We start from the raw sequence: 18,449 nt of genomic DNA on the forward strand, positions 1-18,449 counted from the left end.
CTTATTTCGCGGGTTGCCAGGCATCTTTAAATGCTTTCCGGGGCTGCAGTCCTAACAATTCAAACATAGCCTGGTCTTCGTTAAAATCCGGATTGGGAGTGGTTAATAATTTTTCGCCGGAAAATATGGAGTTAGCTCCCGCCAGAAAACACAAGGCTTGTTCCGCCACGCTTAAGTTCGTGCGGCCGGCCGATAGACGCACCATGGTTTTAGGCATAATAATGCGGGCCGTCGCAATCATCCGGATCATATCCCACACGGGTACCCGCGGCTGATTTTGCAAAGGCGTGCCGGCCACCGGTACGAGCGCGTTAACCGGCACGGATTCGGGGTGCTCGGGCATCGTAGCCAATACGTGCAGCATTTCAATCCGGTCCTCGGTGGTTTCGCCTAGACCAATAATGCCGCCGCTGCAAACCGAAATTCCGGCTTTGCGCACGTGATCAATGGTGTTTAACCGATCTTCGTATTTGCGGGTAGTAATTATATTGCCGTAATGATCGCCGGAAGTATCCAGGTTATGATTATAGGCGTATAAACCGGCTTGTTTCAAACGCTCGGCCTGGTATTCGTTCACCATACCTAAGGTGCAGCAAACTTCTAAGCCCATGTCGTTTACTTGGGTAACCATACCTAATACGCGGTCAAAATCGCGGTTATCGCGTACTTCGCGCCAAGCGGCGCCCATGCAAAAACGGGTTGAACCGGCATTTTTAGCGCGGGTAGCGGCCGCCAGTACTTCTTCGTCTTTTAACAAACCGTGGGCCTTTACTCCTGTTTGGTAACGGGCTGCCTGCGGACAATACGCGCAATCTTCGGGGCAGCCGCCGGTTTTCACGGACAATAAGGTGCAAACTTGTACTTCGCTCCCAGTTTGGTATTGACGGTGAACGGTAGCTGCTTCTACAATCAGTTCGAGAATGGGTTTATGATATATCTCCTCGATTTCTTTTATTTCCCAATCCGTGCGGATTCCGTAATTTTCGTTCGGCATGTTGTCAGCGTTAAGGGTACGAAAGTAAAGAAGAATCTACTACTAAAAAAAAGAATCCTGCGAAAACCTCTATCCGGAAATTTAGCTTATGAAGAGAATTTCTAAAAAACAAAAAGCACCGGTATTTAAACCTGGTGCTTTCTTAATTATAAGTTTTTGAATTAGCTTGAATACTTTAATGTAACAGCGAAGATTATTTACGTTTAATATCGGCACCCAAGGCACTCAAGCGTTGGTCGATGTATTGATAACCACGGTCGATTTGTTCTACGTTCTCGATGGTGCTTTTCCCTTCCGCAGACAAAGCGGCAATTAATAAAGCAACTCCTGCCCGGATATCCGGAGAAGTCATGTTAATTCCTCGGAGCGGTACCTTCCGGTTATGGCCAATTACCGTAGCCCGGTGCGGATCACAAAGTATAATCTGGGCGCCCATATCAATTAATTTATCCACGAAGAAAAGCCGGCTTTCGAACATTTTCTGATGAATAAGCACCGTGCCTTTGGCCTGGGTAGCAACCACCAAAGCCACGCTAATTAAATCGGGCGTGAAGCCGGGCCAGATAGCATCGGCAATGGTTAAAATACTGCCGTCAATGTAGGTGTCAATTTCATAGGAGTCCTGGGCCGGAATGTAGATATCATCGCCCCGGAATTCCATTTTAATGCCTAAGCGCTGAAAGGTTTCCGGAATAATACCTAATTCCGGAATTTGAACGTCTTTAATGGTAATTTCAGAACCGGTCATACCGGCTAAACCAATAAAAGAACCAATTTCAATCATATCCGGTAGCATCCGGTGCTCGGTTCCACCCAGTTTTTCCACTCCTTCTATCACGAGTAAGTTAGAACCAATACCGCTGATTTTCGCTCCCATGCGGGTGAGCATGCGGCAAAGTTGTTGCAAATAAGGTTCGCAGGCGGCGTTATAAATAGTGGTGGTGCCTTCGGCTAATACAGCGGCCATAACCATATTGGCGGTGCCGGTTACCGAAGCCTCATCGAGCAGCATGTAGGTTCCCTTTAAACCATTAGGCGCGGTAATCTGGAAAAAAGAATCCTGCGAATCGTAATTAAAGTTAGCGCCCAGTTTCTGTAAACCGATAAAATGGGTATCCATGCGGCGGCGGCCAATTTTATCGCCGCCGGGCTTAGGCAGGGCACACACTCCGAAACGGGCCAGCATGGGTCCCATAATCATAACCGAGCCCCGGATAGCCCGGCCTTGAGTCGCAAATTGCTCGGTTTTTAAATATTCCAGGTTAATATCGTCGGCCGTAAACGTGTACGTAGAAGCATCTTTTCGCTCTACTTTAACGCCGAGGTCGGTAAGCATTTCTATTAATTTATTTATGTCCCGGATATCGGGTACATTGGATATAGTAACAGGTTCAGGAGTAAGCAATACGGCACATAATATTTGTAATGCTTCGTTTTTGGCGCCCTGCGGAATAATTTCTCCTTGTAATTTATTGCCACCAATTACTTCAAAACTGGCCATTTAGATGAGTTAAAAGTTATGAGTTAAAAGTTAAAAGCTGTCGGCAAAGCAAGCCGGAAACCTTTAACCAGAACTACGTACGGTTTAAGAGTGAAAAGTAATAATCAATAACTAACAACGAACAACCAGCAACGAACAACTAAATTATTACTGTTGTTTTTTGCGCTGCTTATCCAGCATTTTCTTGCGGTTATTATTGTTGTTATTGTTGCTGTTATTATTAGAATTATTATTGGAAGAGCCCACTTTTACACTTACCTCAAATAAATTATTTGCTTCAATTTTAGCCAAATCCATGTTCAGTTTACCCCCGGAAAGCTCCCGGATATTGTTCAGGATAATTTCGTCGGTAATGGAATCTTTATTGTACGTGCGGTAAAGCGTTTTCATGAGCTTGCCCAAAGAAATAATGGCAGCGTCCTGCTCGTCCCGATCCTTTACTTCAATGGCCTTATGAATGAGGTGCTCCACGTTTTTACCGTAATGCTTATACTTCGGAATATCGTGCGGAATATCCATGCGGGCGGGCTTGTCATTCAAATATTCCATGGCGCTTAGCGGGTAGGGACAATCCACATCCAGCTTGCCATCTGACATCACGAACAGGTGGTTCCATAATTTTTGCTGCATATCCTGAATATCGCGGATAGAAGGATTCAGCTTGGCCATCAAGTTCACGAGCAGTTGGGCACTGCGGCTGCGTTGCGCCCGATCTTCGATAGAGAGAATATAAGAAACAATATTCTGAACATTTCTGCCGTATTCCCGCAGCAGCAGTTCCTGTTTAAAACTGGAGTTAGCAATCATAAGGTAAAGGTAAGGATTTTTTAGACGCTAGATACTAGATGCTAGACGCTAGACTTTTTTAAATTATCATCAACGAGTAATGTACGCTAGATTTCAAAATGTTTTTTAAATCTAAAATCTAGCGTCTAATGTCTAGTATCTAGCGTCTCGTTTCTATTCATGTATGCGTAATTTGGCGAAGCTGAGTAATAAGGTTTTTTCGCCGGCTTCTTCAAATTCAATGATGGCTTTGGTGCTGTTGCCTTGGGTATCCATTTTAGCTACCACACCAAAACCAAATTTAGGGTGTTCTACGCGCATTCCGGCTTGTAAGTTGGCGGTATCACTGGGTACAAAATCGGCGGGGGGAACGTAGTTACTTGCTTTTTTAACGGGAGAAGCCGGAATTAAATTGCTTTTCCGCTTTAAAACTTTATCAAAAACACTCTGGCCTTCGCCGTACTGAAAGTTTAAGAACCGGGTGTCGATTTCGTCAATAAAACGGCTTTTTTCGCAGGCCCGCAGGTTGCCCCATTGGTAGCGGCTGGTAGCGTAAGATAGAGTTAATTTCTTTTCGGCGCGGGTAATGGCTACGTAAAACAAACGGCGTTCTTCTTCCAAATCGGCGCGGGTGGTCAGCATCATTTGGCTCGGAAACAGGTTTTCTTCCATGCCCACAATAAATACATTCCGGAATTCCAGACCTTTAGCCGAGTGAATGGTCATCATGGTAACGTATTCGCTGCCGTCGTCTTGTTGCTTGTCGGCGTCGGTAATAAGAGCAATGTCTTGCAAAAAGGCCGACAAGCTTTTATCTTCTTTCTCCGGATCATCCACAAACTCTTTTATCCCGTTGAGTAATTCCTGGATGTTTTCGTAACGGGCCAAGCCTTCAATGGATTTATCGGCGTACAATTCTTCTACAATGCCGGATTGTTTGGCAATGTGTTTGGCTACTTCAAAGGCATCGTTTTGCTCCGCCATAATGGCGAAGCTTTTAATTTTAGTGGCAAAGTCTTCAATGGGAGAAGCCACACGGCCGGTTAAAAAGCTTTTAGCGTTGCTGACTACTTCCCAAATAGTATGGTTGGTTTCGTCGGCGGTTACAATAATTTTTTCGATGGTAGAGTCGCCGATGCCGCGTTTGGGGTAGTTTATTACCCGCCGTAAGGCTTGCTCGTCGTTGTGGTTAACGGTTAGGCGCAAGTAGGCAATTAAGTCTTTAATTTCTTTGCGTTGGTAGAACGATAAGCCCCCAATAATGCGGTATTTAATATTCATCTTCCGTAAAGCCTCTTCCATAGCCCGGCTCTGCGCATTGGTCCGGTAAAGAATCGCAAAATCTTCGTAAGAAAGGTGGTTGTTCATCTTTTCTTCGAAAATAGCGTTCGCCACTAGTTTACCTTCTTCGTTGTCGGAGTTGGCTTTTATTACTTCAATCAGCGGACCTTCTTCGTTGTCGGTAAAGACATCTTTGCGCAGCTGGGCTTTGTTATTTTTAATAACCGAATTAGCCGCGTACACAATGTTTTTGGTAGACCGGTAATTTTGCTCCAGCTTAAATACTTCCAGTTCGGGGTAATCGCGCTCGTAATTCAATATATTTTGAATATCGGCTCCCCGGAACGCGTAAATACTTTGCGCATCGTCGCCTACTACGCAGATATTCCGGTTTTTGGCGGCCAGTTTGCGGGTAATTAGGTACTGGGAGTAATTGGTATCCTGGTACTCATCCACCATCACGTATTTAAAAATGTTCTGGTATTTGTTCAGAGCATCTACATGTTCTTTAAAAAGCACGTTGGTGTTGAACAATAAGTCATCGAAATCCATCGCGCCGGCTTTAAAGCACCGGCTTTGGTATGCCTGGTAAATTTCCCCGATTTTGGGGCGCATGGCCGCTTCGTCGTCGGCCTGGATGGTAGGGTCCTGGCGGTATTGGGCAACGGTAATCAGTTTGTTTTTAGCCGCCGAAATGCGGCCTAATACCATGCCCGGTTTATACAACTTATCGTCGAGGTTCATTTCCTTAACGATGTTCCGGATCAGGGTTTTAGAATCATCGGTATCGTAAATAGTAAAGTTACTCGGGTAACCAATTTTAGGAGCTTCGGCGCGCAGAATTTTAGCAAATACCGAGTGGAACGTGCCCATCCAGATATTTTTGGCTTCGTTGCCGATTACTTTTTCAATCCGTTGCCGCATTTCTTTCGCGGCTTTATTAGTAAAGGTTAAAGATAATATATTAAAGGGGTCAACACCTTTACTAATTAAGTGGGCAATCCGGTAGGTTAAAACCCGGGTTTTACCGGAGCCGGCGCCCGCAATAATCATTACCGGACCGTCGGTATGCAGAACGGCGGCTCTTTGTGAATCGTTCAATAATTTCAGGTAATCCATTCGCTTCGGGGCTATCAGACAAAAGCGGCACAAGTTACAAAATTTACCGCATCTTCTATTCTTTCTAACAGCCAAACTACTTTATCAGTTTCTTGTATGTGGGTTAGGTAATACAAAATCTATTTAAAAAATCAAAAGGTACTGGTTCGTGTACTTGGAAGGAACAGCTTAAAGATTAACAAAAACTTAACAATTTCTTAACCTAGTGTACCTGGTGTACATTCCCACTAAGTGCCTATCATTCTTTACTTTTGTGAAATTTTTTAAAGTTTTGGCGTTCTCTCCCACTTCTACCAGCGCTCGCTTTAAAAATTAAAGAGACTAAACAATGAAAAGAATTATTTGTCCGCTCAAGTTACATTTGGGCGGCTGGCGGTATATTATCGCTTTTGTAGGAGTCAATCTTATTTACTTTTCGGCGCAGGCCCAGCAAGCTTCTCAAGATTCTACTATTTCGCAGGGCGAGGGTATTTACTCCGTTTTTAAAAAATTTGAAAATTTAAAATTCAGCGGGTATATCCAACCGCAGTTTCAGTTGGCGCAGAGTGCCGGTGCTCCCAGCTTTGCGGGGGGTAACTTTGCCGCTAATTCCAATAACCGGTTTATGCTGCGCCGCGGCCGGGTAAGGATGGAATATACCATGCTCCACCAAAAAGATTTACCTTCCGTCTCTTTTGCTTTCCAGTTTGATGTAACGGAACGAGGTGTGCAGATTCGGGATTTTTACGGAAAAATTTACGAGAATAAGTTCAGTAAATTTCACCTGACCACGGGTATGTTTCCCCGACCCTTTGGGTTCGAAGTAAATTATTCTTCGTCGCAGCGAGAAGCACCCGAACGTGGGCGCATGTCGCAGATTTTGTTCCGCACGGAGCGTGATTTGGGCTTGATGTTAAGTTTTGATCCGCAAAAGGAGCAGGATGCCTTAAGAAATCTGCGGATTGAAGCCGGTTTGTTTAACGGCACCGGGGTAGCCGCTCCCACCGATTACGATAGCAACAAAGATTTTATTGGTCGGGTTTCGGTAAAGCCCACCGAAATAACTGAAAAATTAATTTTATCAGGTAGTGTATCGCACTACAATGGCGGCATGCGCCAGTTCGGCAAACAGGTTTACCGTTTAAACAAAACGGCTGCCGGACCCATGTTTCAGGTAGATTCCGCGGAAACCAATATCGGTAAAATTGCTACCCGCCGGTACTACGGAGCCGATGCGCAGCTGAAAATTTTAAATAAATGGGGCACTACCGAGCTGCGGGGCGAATTTATTATTGGCCGGCAACCCGGCATTGCCACCTCCTCCGAAGTACCCGCTACCGAACCTACCACCGACGAGATTACCATTGTCAATAACCTGCCTTTTGCCCGCAAAGTAGGTTTGCCCATTTACCACCGAAAGTTTAACGGGGCTTACTTTTACTTTTTACAAGACATCAAGACCAGCCGCGACCAAATTGTGCTTAAGTACGATTGGTACGATCCGAACAAACAAGTAAAAAATAAAGAAGTAGGACAGCCTGGTTCCGGCACCACCGAAGCTGATATTAAATTCAGTACTTTAGGCGGCGGCTACATTCATAATTTTACGAATAATGTACGCTTTACCTTTTGGTACGACTGGGTAAAAAATCAACCTACCCAATTAATTAAATACGCCCGGGATTATAAAGATAATATACTAACTATTCGGGTAATGTACCGTTTCTAATGTAAGCGGCAATTTAAAATAAACCCTTACTTACCGCGGTAAGTAAGGGTTTATAGTTTTGTAGCGGACGAATACAGCTTTTATCGCCGAATGAAAAATACCTTAGATAAACTGGTTTTTCCCTGCAAGATTTTAACAATGTATAAGCCTACGGGTAAATTAGCGGTTGGCAATAAAAGGGTATTCTGTCCTAGAACGGGTTTTACAGAAAGATTCTGATGCACTAATTTCCCCTGGTTATTATAAAGTTGAACCGTATATTTCTGCTCAGAGGTAAATGGAATACGCACCTTTAAATAAGAGTTTGCCGGATTCGGATAAACCTGAAGCACAGGTTCTGTCGCAACCGTTTCTTTTGTGCTAGCTTGTGCCGGGGCAGAAGAATTTGGGCTTACTACTAAATGATCTAGGTTGGGGCCACTGGTACCCGTAGCCGTAAGCCGAATTGTGTTTGAACCCGCCGTTAAACTAATATTTATTTCTTTATTTGACCAGGAAGTCCATTGCCCGGTTTCGGGAAATTCCAGTTCCGATGCGAGGTTGGCGTTGTTTACCTGAAGCCGAAGATGACGTGAGCTACCTACCAAAGCATAGCGGAAGCTTAAATTATACGTACCGGCTGTCGGAACAGAAACTGTCCATTCTATGTAGTCATTCGATTCCTGGAGGTAGTTGGCAAAGCCGGTTCCGGTATAACCCGCATGATCGTTAGAAACTTGTACGCCAGAGACTACCGCATTTTCTGCCTCTAAGAGCGCCGAAGAAACTGCTTCGCGGTAAACGGCCGTATAAGTTACATTGTCTTTGGGCGTAGAAATAGTTTGATTCGCCGAGCCGCCGTGCAGCCATTTTTCAAAAACGTAGGTTTTCCCGTTAAGTGTTTGCGAATTTACCGGGCCGATATTTCGCATTATACCTTCTACACTGTTAACCGCAATAGGGGTATTTACGGGTTGTCCGTCTAAGGTAAGTTTTAATCCGGCCGGTTGAGTCGTCAGACTTATTGTGGAACGGTACGGATGAATATCCCGGTAAATTGTATCGGTTAACCCGCCCGCATCTTTTACTACGGCATACAGGCGGTACCAAACGTTTGCGGATACTTCTCCGCTGGTCGGAATCACAAAGGAGCCGCTTTTTACCCCATCGGCAATAGCCGGGCCGTCGTGGTGGTGGGTGTCGTGGTGAAAATCTACGAACCAGGTAAAGGCACTGGCTGGTAACGTTCCATCTTCCGTATCGGTAGCATCCCCGATAAACCGGATAACATCGCCGCCGCGGTAACGGAAGGTTTCGGTGGGATAATTAATTACGGCCACTGGCCGGTTGTTGAAAGCAGTAACCTTTAAGGAAGCGGCATTACTGGTTGCTTTTCCGGCGGCATTTGCTACTACCACGCGGTAATTACCGGCGTCCGCTGCTTTGGTACTAGCTATTGTGTAAGTAGCCGCGGTAGCTCCCGAAATATTTACTCCATTCTTTTGCCATTGGTAGGTGAGCGGAGCGGTACCAGTAGCGGTTACTTTAAAGGTGGCGGGTTGTCCGGCGGCAACCGTTAGGTTGGCCGGTTGTTGTTCAATACGGGGCGCAGCATTAGTAGTATAAATAATCTTATAAACGGCACTGGTACTTCTTTCCAGATAATACAAATTGCCATCTGTACCCACAGTAATCCCCAAAGCGTAGTCGCCGAGATTAGTGGCAAAAGGTTGGCGGATAGGAGTAGGGCTGGAAAGATCCAGTACATTAATCCATTTACTGCATAAATCCTGAAAAAAATAACGACCTTGGTAAGCAGCGGGATAATTGGTAGTAATTGGGTTAAAAAAAACTCCCCCGGTAATGGCACAACCCGTACCATCTTCGGAGCCGTGCGGATAGGCAAATACCGGATTGGCATAGGCCGGGTCCGTGCTGAATCCTTCTTTAACGGGCCAGCCAAAATTTTTTCCCCCGGCACTAGCATCGTTTATTTCTTCCCAAGTAACCTGACCTACATCGTTCACGAATATTCGGCCGGTACCGGGTTGGACCGCGAAAGTATACGGGTTACGCAAGCCGGAGGCCCAGATTCTTTTTTTTTGAGCTGAACCAGTAGTATAGGGATTACCTGCCGGAATGGAGCCATTCGGGTTTATCCGGAGTAATTTTCCGTGGTAAGTATTTAAGTCTTGAGATTGAGCCGGGTTGGCATTCTCGCCAATGGCTACGTATAATTTACCATCCTTGCCAAAGTGCATGGCGCCACCATTATGGTTATTAGCACTACTGAGCGGGTCCAGGTTTAATACAACTACTTCGCTACCTGGTACTACTACGTCGCCTTTAGCCGTAAACCGGCTTATCCGGTTGCGGGGTGTTCCCCGAACCGTATAATACACATATAAGTACTGATTACTGGCAAAGTTCGGGTCCAGGGTCAGGCCGATTAAACCTCTTTCCCCGTTGGAAGTAACCGGTAGCTGCATAAAAGGAGTTGAAAGAAGCTTCCCATTTTTGATAACCCGTAAAATGCCATCTTGCTGAGCTACCAAAATTCTACCATCCGGGGTAAAAGCCATTACCGTAGGTTTACTAATGCCGGAAGCAACCTGCACCCGGCTGAAACCGGCCGGTAAAGTATGGGCTTGAGTTGATGCGTTCCCCAGAAGATTAATCAAAATAAACAAAAAAAGAATTTAGCTTTTCGGCTATTCCGTTTAATGGGTCTCTTTGTCATCATAATCTAAATTTTTAAGTAGTTTTTTGTAGTGCCAACCATACTAATACCGCTAGATTTAAGGACTTTTGACTTTTAAAGGAGTAAAATGAATGGTTAGCTGGAAATAGCAGAAGCCTTATTTTTACTGTATTTACGCTGTAGTTGATAAAGCTTCGGCCGGTGGCGAACTATCAGCAGCATACTTACCAGCATCACGAGCAAAGAAATACCTACCGTTAACCCAATAATAACATACCCATTCGTAAAACTTCTGAATACGGCTTCTACAAAAAAAGCGGCAAATAAGCCCATCACCGATCCGTTTATATAATTATAATGCTTTTGCAGCCAGTTTCCCCGCCGCCGGATAACCGGATAAATACCCAGAGAAACAAAAAACAAATTAATGAGCGCTCCTACGTGAAAAGGCCCCGGTAAGCCGGAATTATATTCTAAAATGCCCCAGGCACTTACGTCCAGGATAACAATACTTACTACGTAAACCCAGCCCATACGGCGGTGCGAACGGGTTCCTTTCGGCGTGAGTAAAATATAAGTAGCGGCGGCTACGGCTATAATGCCGGTAATTACATGAAACCATCCGAACAGATTATGAATTTGCCATTCCATTGTAGTAGGAGTTAAAATTTATTTTCGGGTAAAAATTGATTAGAAGTAAAGGTTGATGAGGTATTTACCGGCGGGTGAGTTAATTACATTTCTTGCGTAGTATACGGGGTAGCAAGCAAGTTTTATTTTCCTGTCTTCCTTGTTTTATTTAATGCTTGGTACTCTTAGTTCCCATTCCAATACATCGCCATCTTCTTCGTCGTATAGTAAACCATTGCATTCAAAATGGTTTTTCTTCAGTATTCCTATCGAGCCCAGATTGTCTGGCAGCGTTCGGGCGGTAATTTTAACGGACGAATCGGTTTTTAGGGAAAGTTCTACTAATTGCCGGCAAATTTCGGTACCTAAACCCCTGCCTCGAAAATTTTTAAAAGTACCGTAAGAAATCTCTACCTTACCGTTACTGGGTTTGCCTTTGTATCCGCCACAACCAACCAGAGAATTTTCGTCGTTGGTTGCAAAATAGCCGATCCAAGGTTTATGGAAACCAACCCGTTTGTAAAATCCAGGATATACCTGAAGAATTTCCCGGCATTCTGGGTTATGCCCAAACCGGTAATTCTGTTTTTCGTCTACTTCTATGGGCAATAGCTTCATTGTTTTATTGGGTTTCGTTTTACTTACCAGAAGGTTGGCGCAATTTGAATAAACCGCAGCCGGTTTAGAGTAATTAAAGATAAATTTCCCGGATTTACAAGGATTTTTTTGATATCGTTTAACCAAATTGAAAATCAAAAATGCGGGCTAAATACTTTTCCGACTTACTTTATTCAAAAATAATTTAAAATCAAGTTTAGGAAGTTATCGGTACCTCCCAGATATAACTGGTAGAAATAAAATTAGCTTTCCTTTTAGCTTAAAAACCTTTTGGTGTACCTTTCTAATTTATAATTTCTAATTTTAATTTGGCAAGCGCCAGAAATAAACTTTAATTCCGCGAAACCTAAATGGAAAAATGAAAGCTTTCACGTGGCTGAAATAAGTTCTTGGGTATTTGTGTCGAAAACTAGAATTCCTTCGTCGGTATCATTCCGTTGGCCCATTAATAAACCTTGTTTATTCCAAACGGATGTTTTCCCGCCGCATTCCATACCACCCGCGGGCCCCACGCAGTTCGACATAAATACCTGCATAGAATACGTTTTGGCAATCCCGGCCAATCTTGGTAAAGCTCTATCTAAGCCTTGCACCGATTTTGCCACACTGGTCAAGTACACGCCAGCTCCTTGTTTAAAGGCCGTTTCTGCGTGTTCCGGAACGGATATTTCGTAACAAATTGCCATGGCTATATGCGAATGATTTTCGATTAAACCCGGCGAGTTGGGGCCACAAACAAAAAAACTTTCTTCGTCGGGGTGTAAAAACTGCTTGGCATAGGTTTGCGGGGCTTGATGCGGATGAAAAAGAACCAGGCCAATGTGTACTCCCGCAGCGTTTTTAATGGGTAATCCTATCCCAATAATTATCTGGTGGGTATCACTAATTGCTTGAAAATCGTTCAGCCTATTATCATCCGGCTTGGTCGCTAATTTACGGGCAAGTTCCGGTTCGTAACCCGTCAGAGATAGTTCCGGAAAAATAATTAGGTCTGCATCCAGGGAAAGAGCCTGGTCGATTAATTTTTTATGATTTTCTATATTCTTCGGAATATCTCCTTTAATGGGCCGGGTTTGGGCTACACCAATTCTCATTTTACACTTGTTTAACTAACCCGAATAATTTAAGAAATTTACATTTTACTTTTCTGGCTTTTTGGGTAAAGGTGATAAGGTTACAGGTTGGCGTATTTTCTTATAAGTTTATCTAATTTTTGAGAAATATCTCCTGTTAAAACTCCGCCGTGATAGCACACTAGTTTTTGAATATCCAGTTGCTGAAGTTTTTTTATCGATTTTACGGCTTCTTTTAAATCCAGAGTAAAATCTGGATTGGCTATTTCTAATTCATTTTTTTCGATTACCACCGCATCGGCAGCAATCAGGGTTTTACTTTCGGGCAGGTAAAGCGAAATATGACCGGGCATGTGGCCGGGAGTTTTTAGTACCCGAACGCCCGGTAGAAAAGGTAATTCCCCTTCGGCAAAGGTAGCATCTACGAGCACTGGTTTAATTTGCTTCAACATTTCCTGAAAAGCATAAGCGCCTGGTTTTTGCTCTTCGGGCAACGACTCGTATAAGCTTTCAGCCTGTTGTAAGCGTAAACTTTTTTTCTGACCATTTATATAAGGCTCCTCCATTTCCGGGGAGTATATTTTTATGGTTGGGTATTTTTCTTTCAGCTCAAACAAGCAGCCTAAATGATCCATATCGTGGTGCGTTATAATAATGCCCGTTAGATCTTGAAGCGATAAACCTTGTTGGTGAGCGGCGGCTTCGAGTAAAGGAATAAACCCAGCATAGCCGCCGTCAATTAGAATGAGTTCTTGGTCATTTTGTAAAATTACCGGGTAAAGTGCTTTTGCTACCCCCTCAAAGGTAAATTGTACTTCTAAAACGTAATGGTTCATGGGGGTAAGGAGTAATTAATTTCTCTAAAAGATGCTTTTTTAACTTTAATCAGGAGCCGATAAAAGTTTTCTCATCACCAAATCACATCGGGGCGATGCGGCCGCTGTTTGTTTTACTTTCCGGAAGCCAAAGCTTTCGTAGAGCTGAATGGCCGCTGCCATGGTATGCACAGTTTCGAGTAATATTTCCTGAAAGCCCAGGTAAATGGCTCTTGCTATAATTTTCTCCAGGAGTAGTCGGCCTAATCCTACGCCGCGGTAATCTTTCGCGACGTACATTTTTCTTAATTTGGCGGTAGTTGAATTTACTTTATAAAGAGCGACGGTACCTACAATTTGGGCTTGGTTGGTTTGAAGCGTTTCAAAAGCGCCTCCTGCATTTATATAAGTGGTTTCAATGTTTGCTAAATCACTTTCCGAAGATTCCGGGGAATACGTTAAGTTAAATTCTTGTAAACACTTTTTAACTAAACTTACAATTTCCGGAATATCCGGGTTGGTAGCTGGGCGAAATTTTAAATTTTCAGATACCATGAAAGTTAAGTTTCCGTTTTTTACTTCTAAAAGTAGTTTAATTACCTAACGTTTCCATTCTCCACCACACAAAAAAGATTGCCGTCCGGGTCTTCTAACACGATAAAATCACTTTTGGGCGGATAGCGCCAAGGATATTTTTTGGCTCCCAGTTTTATTAATCTTTCTACTTCTTCTTTTTGTCGGCGGGTGTACAAATCCAGGTGAATCCAGCTTCTTTGCCCGGAACGTTTTTCCGGAGCTTTGTCTAGAGACAGATTTTGGGCCTATTCCTTGAGGATCGCATAAAACTACCCATAAAACTACCCAACCGGCCTGCGCCGGCTCTCTTGGTACATAGCGGAGCGCTTCCTGCCAAAACTCCAGCATTTTTGCAAAATCAAAACACCGTATCACAATAGAGCCGATTTTCATGGAAAAGACCAAAGTACCCAGCTACAAGACATAAGACTTATTCTGAGTTAAAACGATTGATTTTAAGTCCTTTGTGTATCATCTTCCAGTCAATTTAACCAGAGCGACTTTGTCCGGTGACTTAATCGTAAATAATTGATAATCTAATTTCAGCTATCGAATAAACAATCCAACTGCTTGTTTGGAAATTGCATGTAATTAGTAGGTTTTAGCTAAAGAATACTGGAAACATCTTCCCAAATATACCGGCAAACCTGAGCTTTGGTTTTATCAATGTTTTCCGTTTCTATGGTTTGAAAGTTTTTGCCGCCTAAACGATCGTAGAAAGCGCGGGCATTTTTATTTAATTCATAAACCCACAAATACATATTCGGAAGGTCGGCCGAGCTTTTTATATACTTCGCGCTTTCTTTCAGGAGTAAAGCGCCCACGCCGGATTTTTGTAGCTCTTTAGCAACGTGGAGATTGTCGATATAGGAACCGAAAACCGGATCACTGTTTAAATAAAAACAAGAAAAGCCAACTATATTTTCAGCTAAAGTGGCCAGCAGCATTTTTTGGTTTGCACGCGGGCTTTGCAGTCTTTGGTGCCAAACATTCAAACGATCTTGCTCCACTTCCTTATCTAAAAAATAATCGCTCATTATTCCCCGGTAATGTTGCTGCCAACTGGCAGCGTGGAGCTTGGCGATGGCAACATGGTCTGAAAACTGAGCATCTCGTAATATAATCATGCGGGAGGTTTAAAAACTAAATTCTATTTTCCAGATGTATGGTGTAGCTCACAATGCTAAGATATTTAATTAGGCGACCACTTTCAATTTTCTGGTTCCTGTTCTTCGCCAATTAGGGTCGGCAAAAGTTCGGGTAAAACCTGGGCGGAGCAAACAAAATGATGATTAAGCTGTTGTAGAATAGGTATTTATTTACGATTTCGCAATAAAAATATATACTAAACATAGGGTAACACGTATTTAAACCTAGTAACTGACCCGGTGAGTGATTAGATGAGCCGGAAAATAGATTTTATCTGCGGCAGGTGAAATACGGGTTAGGTTTTAGCTGTAAAACATACTTAAATATAAATTTAAATAATAGCTATGGCCAGTAATACCATTTCCACCGAAAGTTTTGGCATTCGTTACGGTATAATTGCCGCCGCTGCCATGATTGCCTACTTCCTTTTTATTAATGTTATTAATTTGCAAGACATGGAGGTAGTACGCTTTGCCAGTAATATTTTTATTTTAGTAGCGGTAATTTGGGCGATAAATGCCTATAAAAACCGGAGTCGTGGCCCAATGCCTTATTTGCCCGGTTTAGCGGTAGGTTTTCTGGTGGGTCTGATTAGTTCGGTATTGTACGCTTTTTTTATTTACGTATATGCCAAATTCCTCAATCCGGATTACGCCACCGTTTTAAAAACCCAGGACTACTACGGTTCGGTATTATCGCCGATGATGTTGGCCGGAGCTATTACTATTTTAGGTACGGCCGTAGGCACCATGACCGGTTATATTATGATGATGGCCTACGATAACTCCGGTGCCCGTACGGCAGATTAAATGAATAAATTCGTTTTATTTTGCGCTTATATTGGAAAAACGGAAAACCGGTAGAATCACCGGTTTTTTTAGTAGCCATCATTTCTGTTTAGCTTTTATAAGGTTTGTTTTCCAATGAAGCTAAATAAAAAATAAATTACCTTCTTTTAAACCGGCTTCGTATTTAGCTTTATCAAAGCGGTACAAATAAGGCGATTTATGAGCTCCGCCCTTCCGGCGGATGGGTAATCTTTCCAGGATACCTAAACCCAGCAGCTTTCTTTGAAAATTCCGCGGATCTAATTTTCGGTCCAGGATGGTTTCGTAAAGCTTTTGCAATTCGGGCAAGGTAAATTCGTGCGGCAATAGATTATACCCAATGGGTTGCCAGCTTAACTGGTTGCGTAAGGCTTGCAAGGCCACCTGAATAATATGATTATGGTCGAAAAGCAGAAAAGGAATTTCCCGGATATCCCACCACTGGCATTCGTCGGTGTAAGCATCGGGAGTAGGATTAACGCGGGAATAGTCTACTAAGGCGTAATAACCAATAGAAACGGCCCGCTCGTACCAAAGCTCCGGATCGAAAATTAATTTCAACTTTTCCTGAATCTCTGCCCGGCTATAACGCTCCACTTCACCAAAAACATGAAACTGCTGCAGAAAAATATCGTCGAGCCCGGTTCTTTCTTGTAAGATGCGTTGGGCCGCCGCATTTACCGATTCGTTTTGCCGGATGGGGCCGCCCGGTAAACTCCATTCCTGCGTATTTTTCCAGCGCAGCAACAACACCCGTAACTGGTTATTGTGAAACCCTAAAATGATACAATCCAGCGTAAGCTGGGGTATTAACGGAGCATTATTTTTCTCTGGTTCCAACCAGGACTCGGGTAGTATAGCCATACGGTAAGATAAATATTTTATTGTGTTACTTTGACATATTGATAAAAGTTTCTATTATTATGTAAAAGTTACATAATGTAAGGAACGCATTTTCTTAAATCTAATTCAGCATGGGTATTTTTAAAAAATTTATTTTTTGTTTTTTATTTACGCTACCGTTTTTGCCTTTTGCCTGCGCGCAAACCAAAAACAATACCGGTTTGGGAGCTAACCAGGTTAAAACGGCGAACGGCCGCGTAGAAGGAACTCTGGAGAAAAGTGGCATCCGGGTGTTTAAAGGCTTACCTTTTGCGGCTCCGCCGGTAGGAGAGTTACGGTGGCGAGAGCCGCAACCCGTTAAAAACTGGACCGGAGTACGGCCCGCCCAGCAATTTGGACCCCGGGCCATGCAGTTGGCGGTGTTCGGCGACATGGGCTTTCGCTCCAATGGCATGAACGAAGATTGTTTGTACCTGAATGTCTGGACGCCGGCTAAAACCGGACAAGAAAAATTACCCGTGCTGGTTTACTTTTATGGCGGTGGTTTTGTGGCCGGTGACGGTTCCGAGCCTCGTTACGATGGCGAAAGCATGGCTAAACGCGGTATTGTAGCCGTTACGGTTAACTACCGGCTGGGCGTTTTCGGCTTTATGGCTTACCCCGAATTAACTAAAGAATCTCTCAATAAGGCTTCCGGCAATTACGGTTACCTCGACCAGAGTGCGGCTTTGCGTTGGGTGCAGCAAAACATAGCGGCTTTTGGGGGCGATCCTACTAAAGTAACCATTGCCGGGGAGTCGGCGGGTTCTATTTCCGTTAGTGCGCAAATGGCTTCTCCTTTGTCGAAAAATTTATTTGCCCAAGCCATTGGCGAGAGTGGAGCGGCTGTAAATTCTAGTCTCGATCCCATTTCTTTGTCGGAGGCCGAACAACAAGGAGTAAAATTTGCGACTAGTCAGGGGGCTAATTCTTTGGCTGCTTTACGGGCTTTGCCGGCGCAGCAATTGTTAGAAGCAGCCGGTAAATTAGGTATTCCGGGCTTCCCGGCCACCATCGATAATTATTTCTTTCTAAAAACACCTACCGCAACTTTTACTGCTGGCGAACAAGCTAAAGTGCCTTTACTTGCCGGTTGGAACTCCGAAGAAATGACCCCTATGTTCGTGCTGGGGCGGCAAAAACCTACTCCCGAAAACTATAAAGCCGCCGTAGAGAAAATGTATAGTACCCAAGCCCAGGAAGTTCTAAAGGCCTACCCAGGAACTACCGAAGAAGAAGTGCTGCAATCTGCTACGAACCTGGCGAGCGACCGGTTTATTGCCTACAGTACCTGGAAATGGTTGGATTTACATAGTCAGACGAGTGGTAAACCGGTTTACCGGTACTTGTTCTCCCGTCCGCGACCCGCTATGACGCCCGAAATGGGAAATGCCGCAGCCGGTTTAGCCGGAGGAGTAGTAAAAGATAAATCTGCCAATGCGGTTACCTTGCCGCCCGCTAAAGGTGCGGTACACGCCGCTGAAATTGAATACGCCTTAGGTAATTTGCCTTATAATAAAGTATACGCCTGGACTCCGGAAGATTACAAAGTATCGGAAACCATGCAAAGTTACTTCGCTAATTTTGTTAAAACGGGTAACCCCAATGGAACAGGTTTGCCTAACTGGCCGGTTATGAAACCCGGCAGTGCGGGTCAGGTAATGAATCTGGATGTAAATACCCGCGCCCAAACCGACCAAACCCGCGAACGCTACCAATTGCTGGATCAACTCCAGACGAAAAAGTAATTGATATAAATTTATGTTGATTTAAAGAAAACCTGTTGTTTGAATGGATAAACACAGGTTTT

The 18,449-nt window shown here is 43.9% G+C and carries 16 protein-coding genes; 3 read left to right on the forward strand and 13 right to left on the reverse strand.

Annotated elements, in window-relative coordinates; all coding sequences use genetic code 11:
* Position 1: 1 nt before the first annotated feature.
* The 4 genes from bioB to AHMF7605_RS24620 form a co-directional block, all read right to left on the reverse strand.
* The gene (gene bioB, locus AHMF7605_RS24605) at positions 2-994 is read right to left on the reverse strand and encodes a biotin synthase BioB (RefSeq protein WP_106932619.1); all 993 of its coding nucleotides are present in this window, start codon (positions 992-994) and stop codon (positions 2-4) included.
* A 193-nt stretch (positions 995-1,187) separates the two neighbouring features.
* Positions 1,188-2,495, reverse strand: coding sequence for a UDP-N-acetylglucosamine 1-carboxyvinyltransferase (gene murA / locus AHMF7605_RS24610; RefSeq protein WP_106932620.1), 1,308 nt, complete (start codon positions 2,493-2,495; stop codon positions 1,188-1,190).
* Positions 2,496-2,642: 147 nt separating this feature from the next.
* Positions 2,643-3,302, reverse strand: coding sequence for a DUF4290 domain-containing protein (locus AHMF7605_RS24615; protein ID WP_106932621.1), 660 nt, complete (start codon positions 3,300-3,302; stop codon positions 2,643-2,645).
* 153 nt (positions 3,303-3,455) lie between these two features.
* Positions 3,456-5,681 carry an ATP-dependent helicase gene (locus AHMF7605_RS24620; protein ID WP_106932622.1) on the reverse strand — a complete coding sequence of 742 codons (2,226 nt, stop codon included), beginning with the start codon at positions 5,679-5,681 and terminating at the stop codon, positions 3,456-3,458.
* Positions 5,682-6,009: 328 nt separating this feature from the next.
* Here AHMF7605_RS24620 and AHMF7605_RS24625 point away from each other — a divergent pair, with 328 nt between their 5' ends.
* Positions 6,010-7,389: a porin gene (locus tag AHMF7605_RS24625; RefSeq protein WP_106932623.1), complete on the forward strand. Its 1,380-nt coding sequence runs from the start codon at positions 6,010-6,012 to the stop codon at positions 7,387-7,389.
* Between the two features lie 80 nt (positions 7,390-7,469).
* Here the strand turns inward: AHMF7605_RS24625 and AHMF7605_RS24630 are convergent, their stop codons facing one another.
* From AHMF7605_RS24630 to AHMF7605_RS24665, 8 genes are all read right to left on the reverse strand, one after another.
* Positions 7,470-10,049: a PQQ-dependent sugar dehydrogenase gene (locus tag AHMF7605_RS24630; RefSeq protein ID WP_146153666.1), complete on the reverse strand. Its 2,580-nt coding sequence runs from the start codon at positions 10,047-10,049 to the stop codon at positions 7,470-7,472.
* Between the two features lie 155 nt (positions 10,050-10,204).
* The gene (locus tag AHMF7605_RS24635; RefSeq protein ID WP_106932625.1) at positions 10,205-10,720 is read right to left on the reverse strand and encodes a DUF2306 domain-containing protein; all 516 of its coding nucleotides are present in this window, start codon (positions 10,718-10,720) and stop codon (positions 10,205-10,207) included.
* 144 nt (positions 10,721-10,864) lie between these two features.
* On the reverse strand, positions 10,865-11,317 hold the full coding sequence (locus AHMF7605_RS24640; RefSeq protein ID WP_106933605.1) for a GNAT family N-acetyltransferase: 453 nt from the start codon (positions 11,315-11,317) through the stop codon (positions 10,865-10,867).
* A 368-nt stretch (positions 11,318-11,685) separates the two neighbouring features.
* Positions 11,686-12,411, reverse strand: a complete 726-nt coding sequence (locus tag AHMF7605_RS24645) for a carbon-nitrogen hydrolase family protein (protein WP_106932626.1) — start codon at positions 12,409-12,411, stop codon at positions 11,686-11,688.
* A gap of 80 nt (positions 12,412-12,491) precedes the next feature.
* Positions 12,492-13,226, reverse strand: coding sequence for an MBL fold metallo-hydrolase (locus AHMF7605_RS24650; RefSeq protein WP_106932627.1), 735 nt, complete (start codon positions 13,224-13,226; stop codon positions 12,492-12,494).
* A gap of 45 nt (positions 13,227-13,271) precedes the next feature.
* Positions 13,272-13,760: a GNAT family N-acetyltransferase gene (locus tag AHMF7605_RS24655; RefSeq protein WP_106932628.1), complete on the reverse strand. Its 489-nt coding sequence runs from the start codon at positions 13,758-13,760 to the stop codon at positions 13,272-13,274.
* Positions 13,761-13,801: 41 nt separating this feature from the next.
* Entirely contained in the window at positions 13,802-14,017 is a 216-nt protein-coding gene (locus AHMF7605_RS31220) for a VOC family protein (protein ID WP_158267651.1), read from the reverse strand.
* Between the two features lie 369 nt (positions 14,018-14,386).
* Positions 14,387-14,908: a GNAT family N-acetyltransferase gene (locus AHMF7605_RS24665; RefSeq protein ID WP_106932629.1), complete on the reverse strand. Its 522-nt coding sequence runs from the start codon at positions 14,906-14,908 to the stop codon at positions 14,387-14,389.
* Positions 14,909-15,274: 366 nt separating this feature from the next.
* Between AHMF7605_RS24665 and AHMF7605_RS24670 the strand changes: the two genes are divergently transcribed.
* Positions 15,275-15,739 (forward strand): DUF4199 domain-containing protein, encoded by a 465-nt coding sequence (locus AHMF7605_RS24670; protein ID WP_106932630.1) that lies wholly within the window; start codon positions 15,275-15,277, stop codon positions 15,737-15,739.
* Between the two features lie 120 nt (positions 15,740-15,859).
* On the opposite strand, the gene AHMF7605_RS24675 is transcribed toward AHMF7605_RS24670, so the two are convergent.
* Positions 15,860-16,621 (reverse strand): NUDIX hydrolase, encoded by a 762-nt coding sequence (locus AHMF7605_RS24675; protein WP_199200303.1) that lies wholly within the window; start codon positions 16,619-16,621, stop codon positions 15,860-15,862.
* Positions 16,622-16,731: 110 nt separating this feature from the next.
* Here AHMF7605_RS24675 and AHMF7605_RS24680 point away from each other — a divergent pair, with 110 nt between their 5' ends.
* The gene (locus AHMF7605_RS24680) at positions 16,732-18,387 is read left to right on the forward strand and encodes a carboxylesterase/lipase family protein (protein ID WP_106932631.1); all 1,656 of its coding nucleotides are present in this window, start codon (positions 16,732-16,734) and stop codon (positions 18,385-18,387) included.
* The last annotated feature ends 62 nt before the right edge of the window (positions 18,388-18,449 follow it).

Origin of the sequence: Adhaeribacter arboris (assembly GCF_003023845.1) — a bacterium.
GTDB lineage: Bacteria > Bacteroidota > Bacteroidia > Cytophagales > Hymenobacteraceae > Adhaeribacter > Adhaeribacter arboris.

Coding starts and splice junctions, on each gene's coding strand:
- AHMF7605_RS24620 (WP_106932622.1), bottom strand. CDS start 5,681: ATGGATTACCTGAAATTATTGAACGATTCACAAAGAGCCGCCGTTCTG.
- AHMF7605_RS24650 (WP_106932627.1), bottom strand. CDS start 13,226: ATGAACCATTACGTTTTAGAAGTACAATTTACCTTTGAGGGGGTAGCA.
- AHMF7605_RS24655 (WP_106932628.1), bottom strand. CDS start 13,760: ATGGTATCTGAAAATTTAAAATTTCGCCCAGCTACCAACCCGGATATT.
- AHMF7605_RS24625 (WP_106932623.1), top strand. CDS start 6,010: ATGAAAAGAATTATTTGTCCGCTCAAGTTACATTTGGGCGGCTGGCGG.
- AHMF7605_RS24635 (WP_106932625.1), bottom strand. CDS start 10,720: ATGGAATGGCAAATTCATAATCTGTTCGGATGGTTTCATGTAATTACC.
- AHMF7605_RS24665 (WP_106932629.1), bottom strand. CDS start 14,908: ATGATTATATTACGAGATGCTCAGTTTTCAGACCATGTTGCCATCGCC.
- murA (WP_106932620.1), bottom strand. CDS start 2,495: ATGGCCAGTTTTGAAGTAATTGGTGGCAATAAATTACAAGGAGAAATT.
- AHMF7605_RS24645 (WP_106932626.1), bottom strand. CDS start 12,411: ATGAGAATTGGTGTAGCCCAAACCCGGCCCATTAAAGGAGATATTCCG.
- AHMF7605_RS24670 (WP_106932630.1), top strand. CDS start 15,275: ATGGCCAGTAATACCATTTCCACCGAAAGTTTTGGCATTCGTTACGGT.
- AHMF7605_RS24675 (WP_199200303.1), bottom strand. CDS start 16,621: ATGGCTATACTACCCGAGTCCTGGTTGGAACCAGAGAAAAATAATGCT.
- AHMF7605_RS24640 (WP_106933605.1), bottom strand. CDS start 11,317: ATGAAGCTATTGCCCATAGAAGTAGACGAAAAACAGAATTACCGGTTT.
- bioB (WP_106932619.1), bottom strand. CDS start 994: ATGCCGAACGAAAATTACGGAATCCGCACGGATTGGGAAATAAAAGAA.
- AHMF7605_RS24615 (WP_106932621.1), bottom strand. CDS start 3,302: ATGATTGCTAACTCCAGTTTTAAACAGGAACTGCTGCTGCGGGAATAC.
- AHMF7605_RS24680 (WP_106932631.1), top strand. CDS start 16,732: ATGGGTATTTTTAAAAAATTTATTTTTTGTTTTTTATTTACGCTACCG.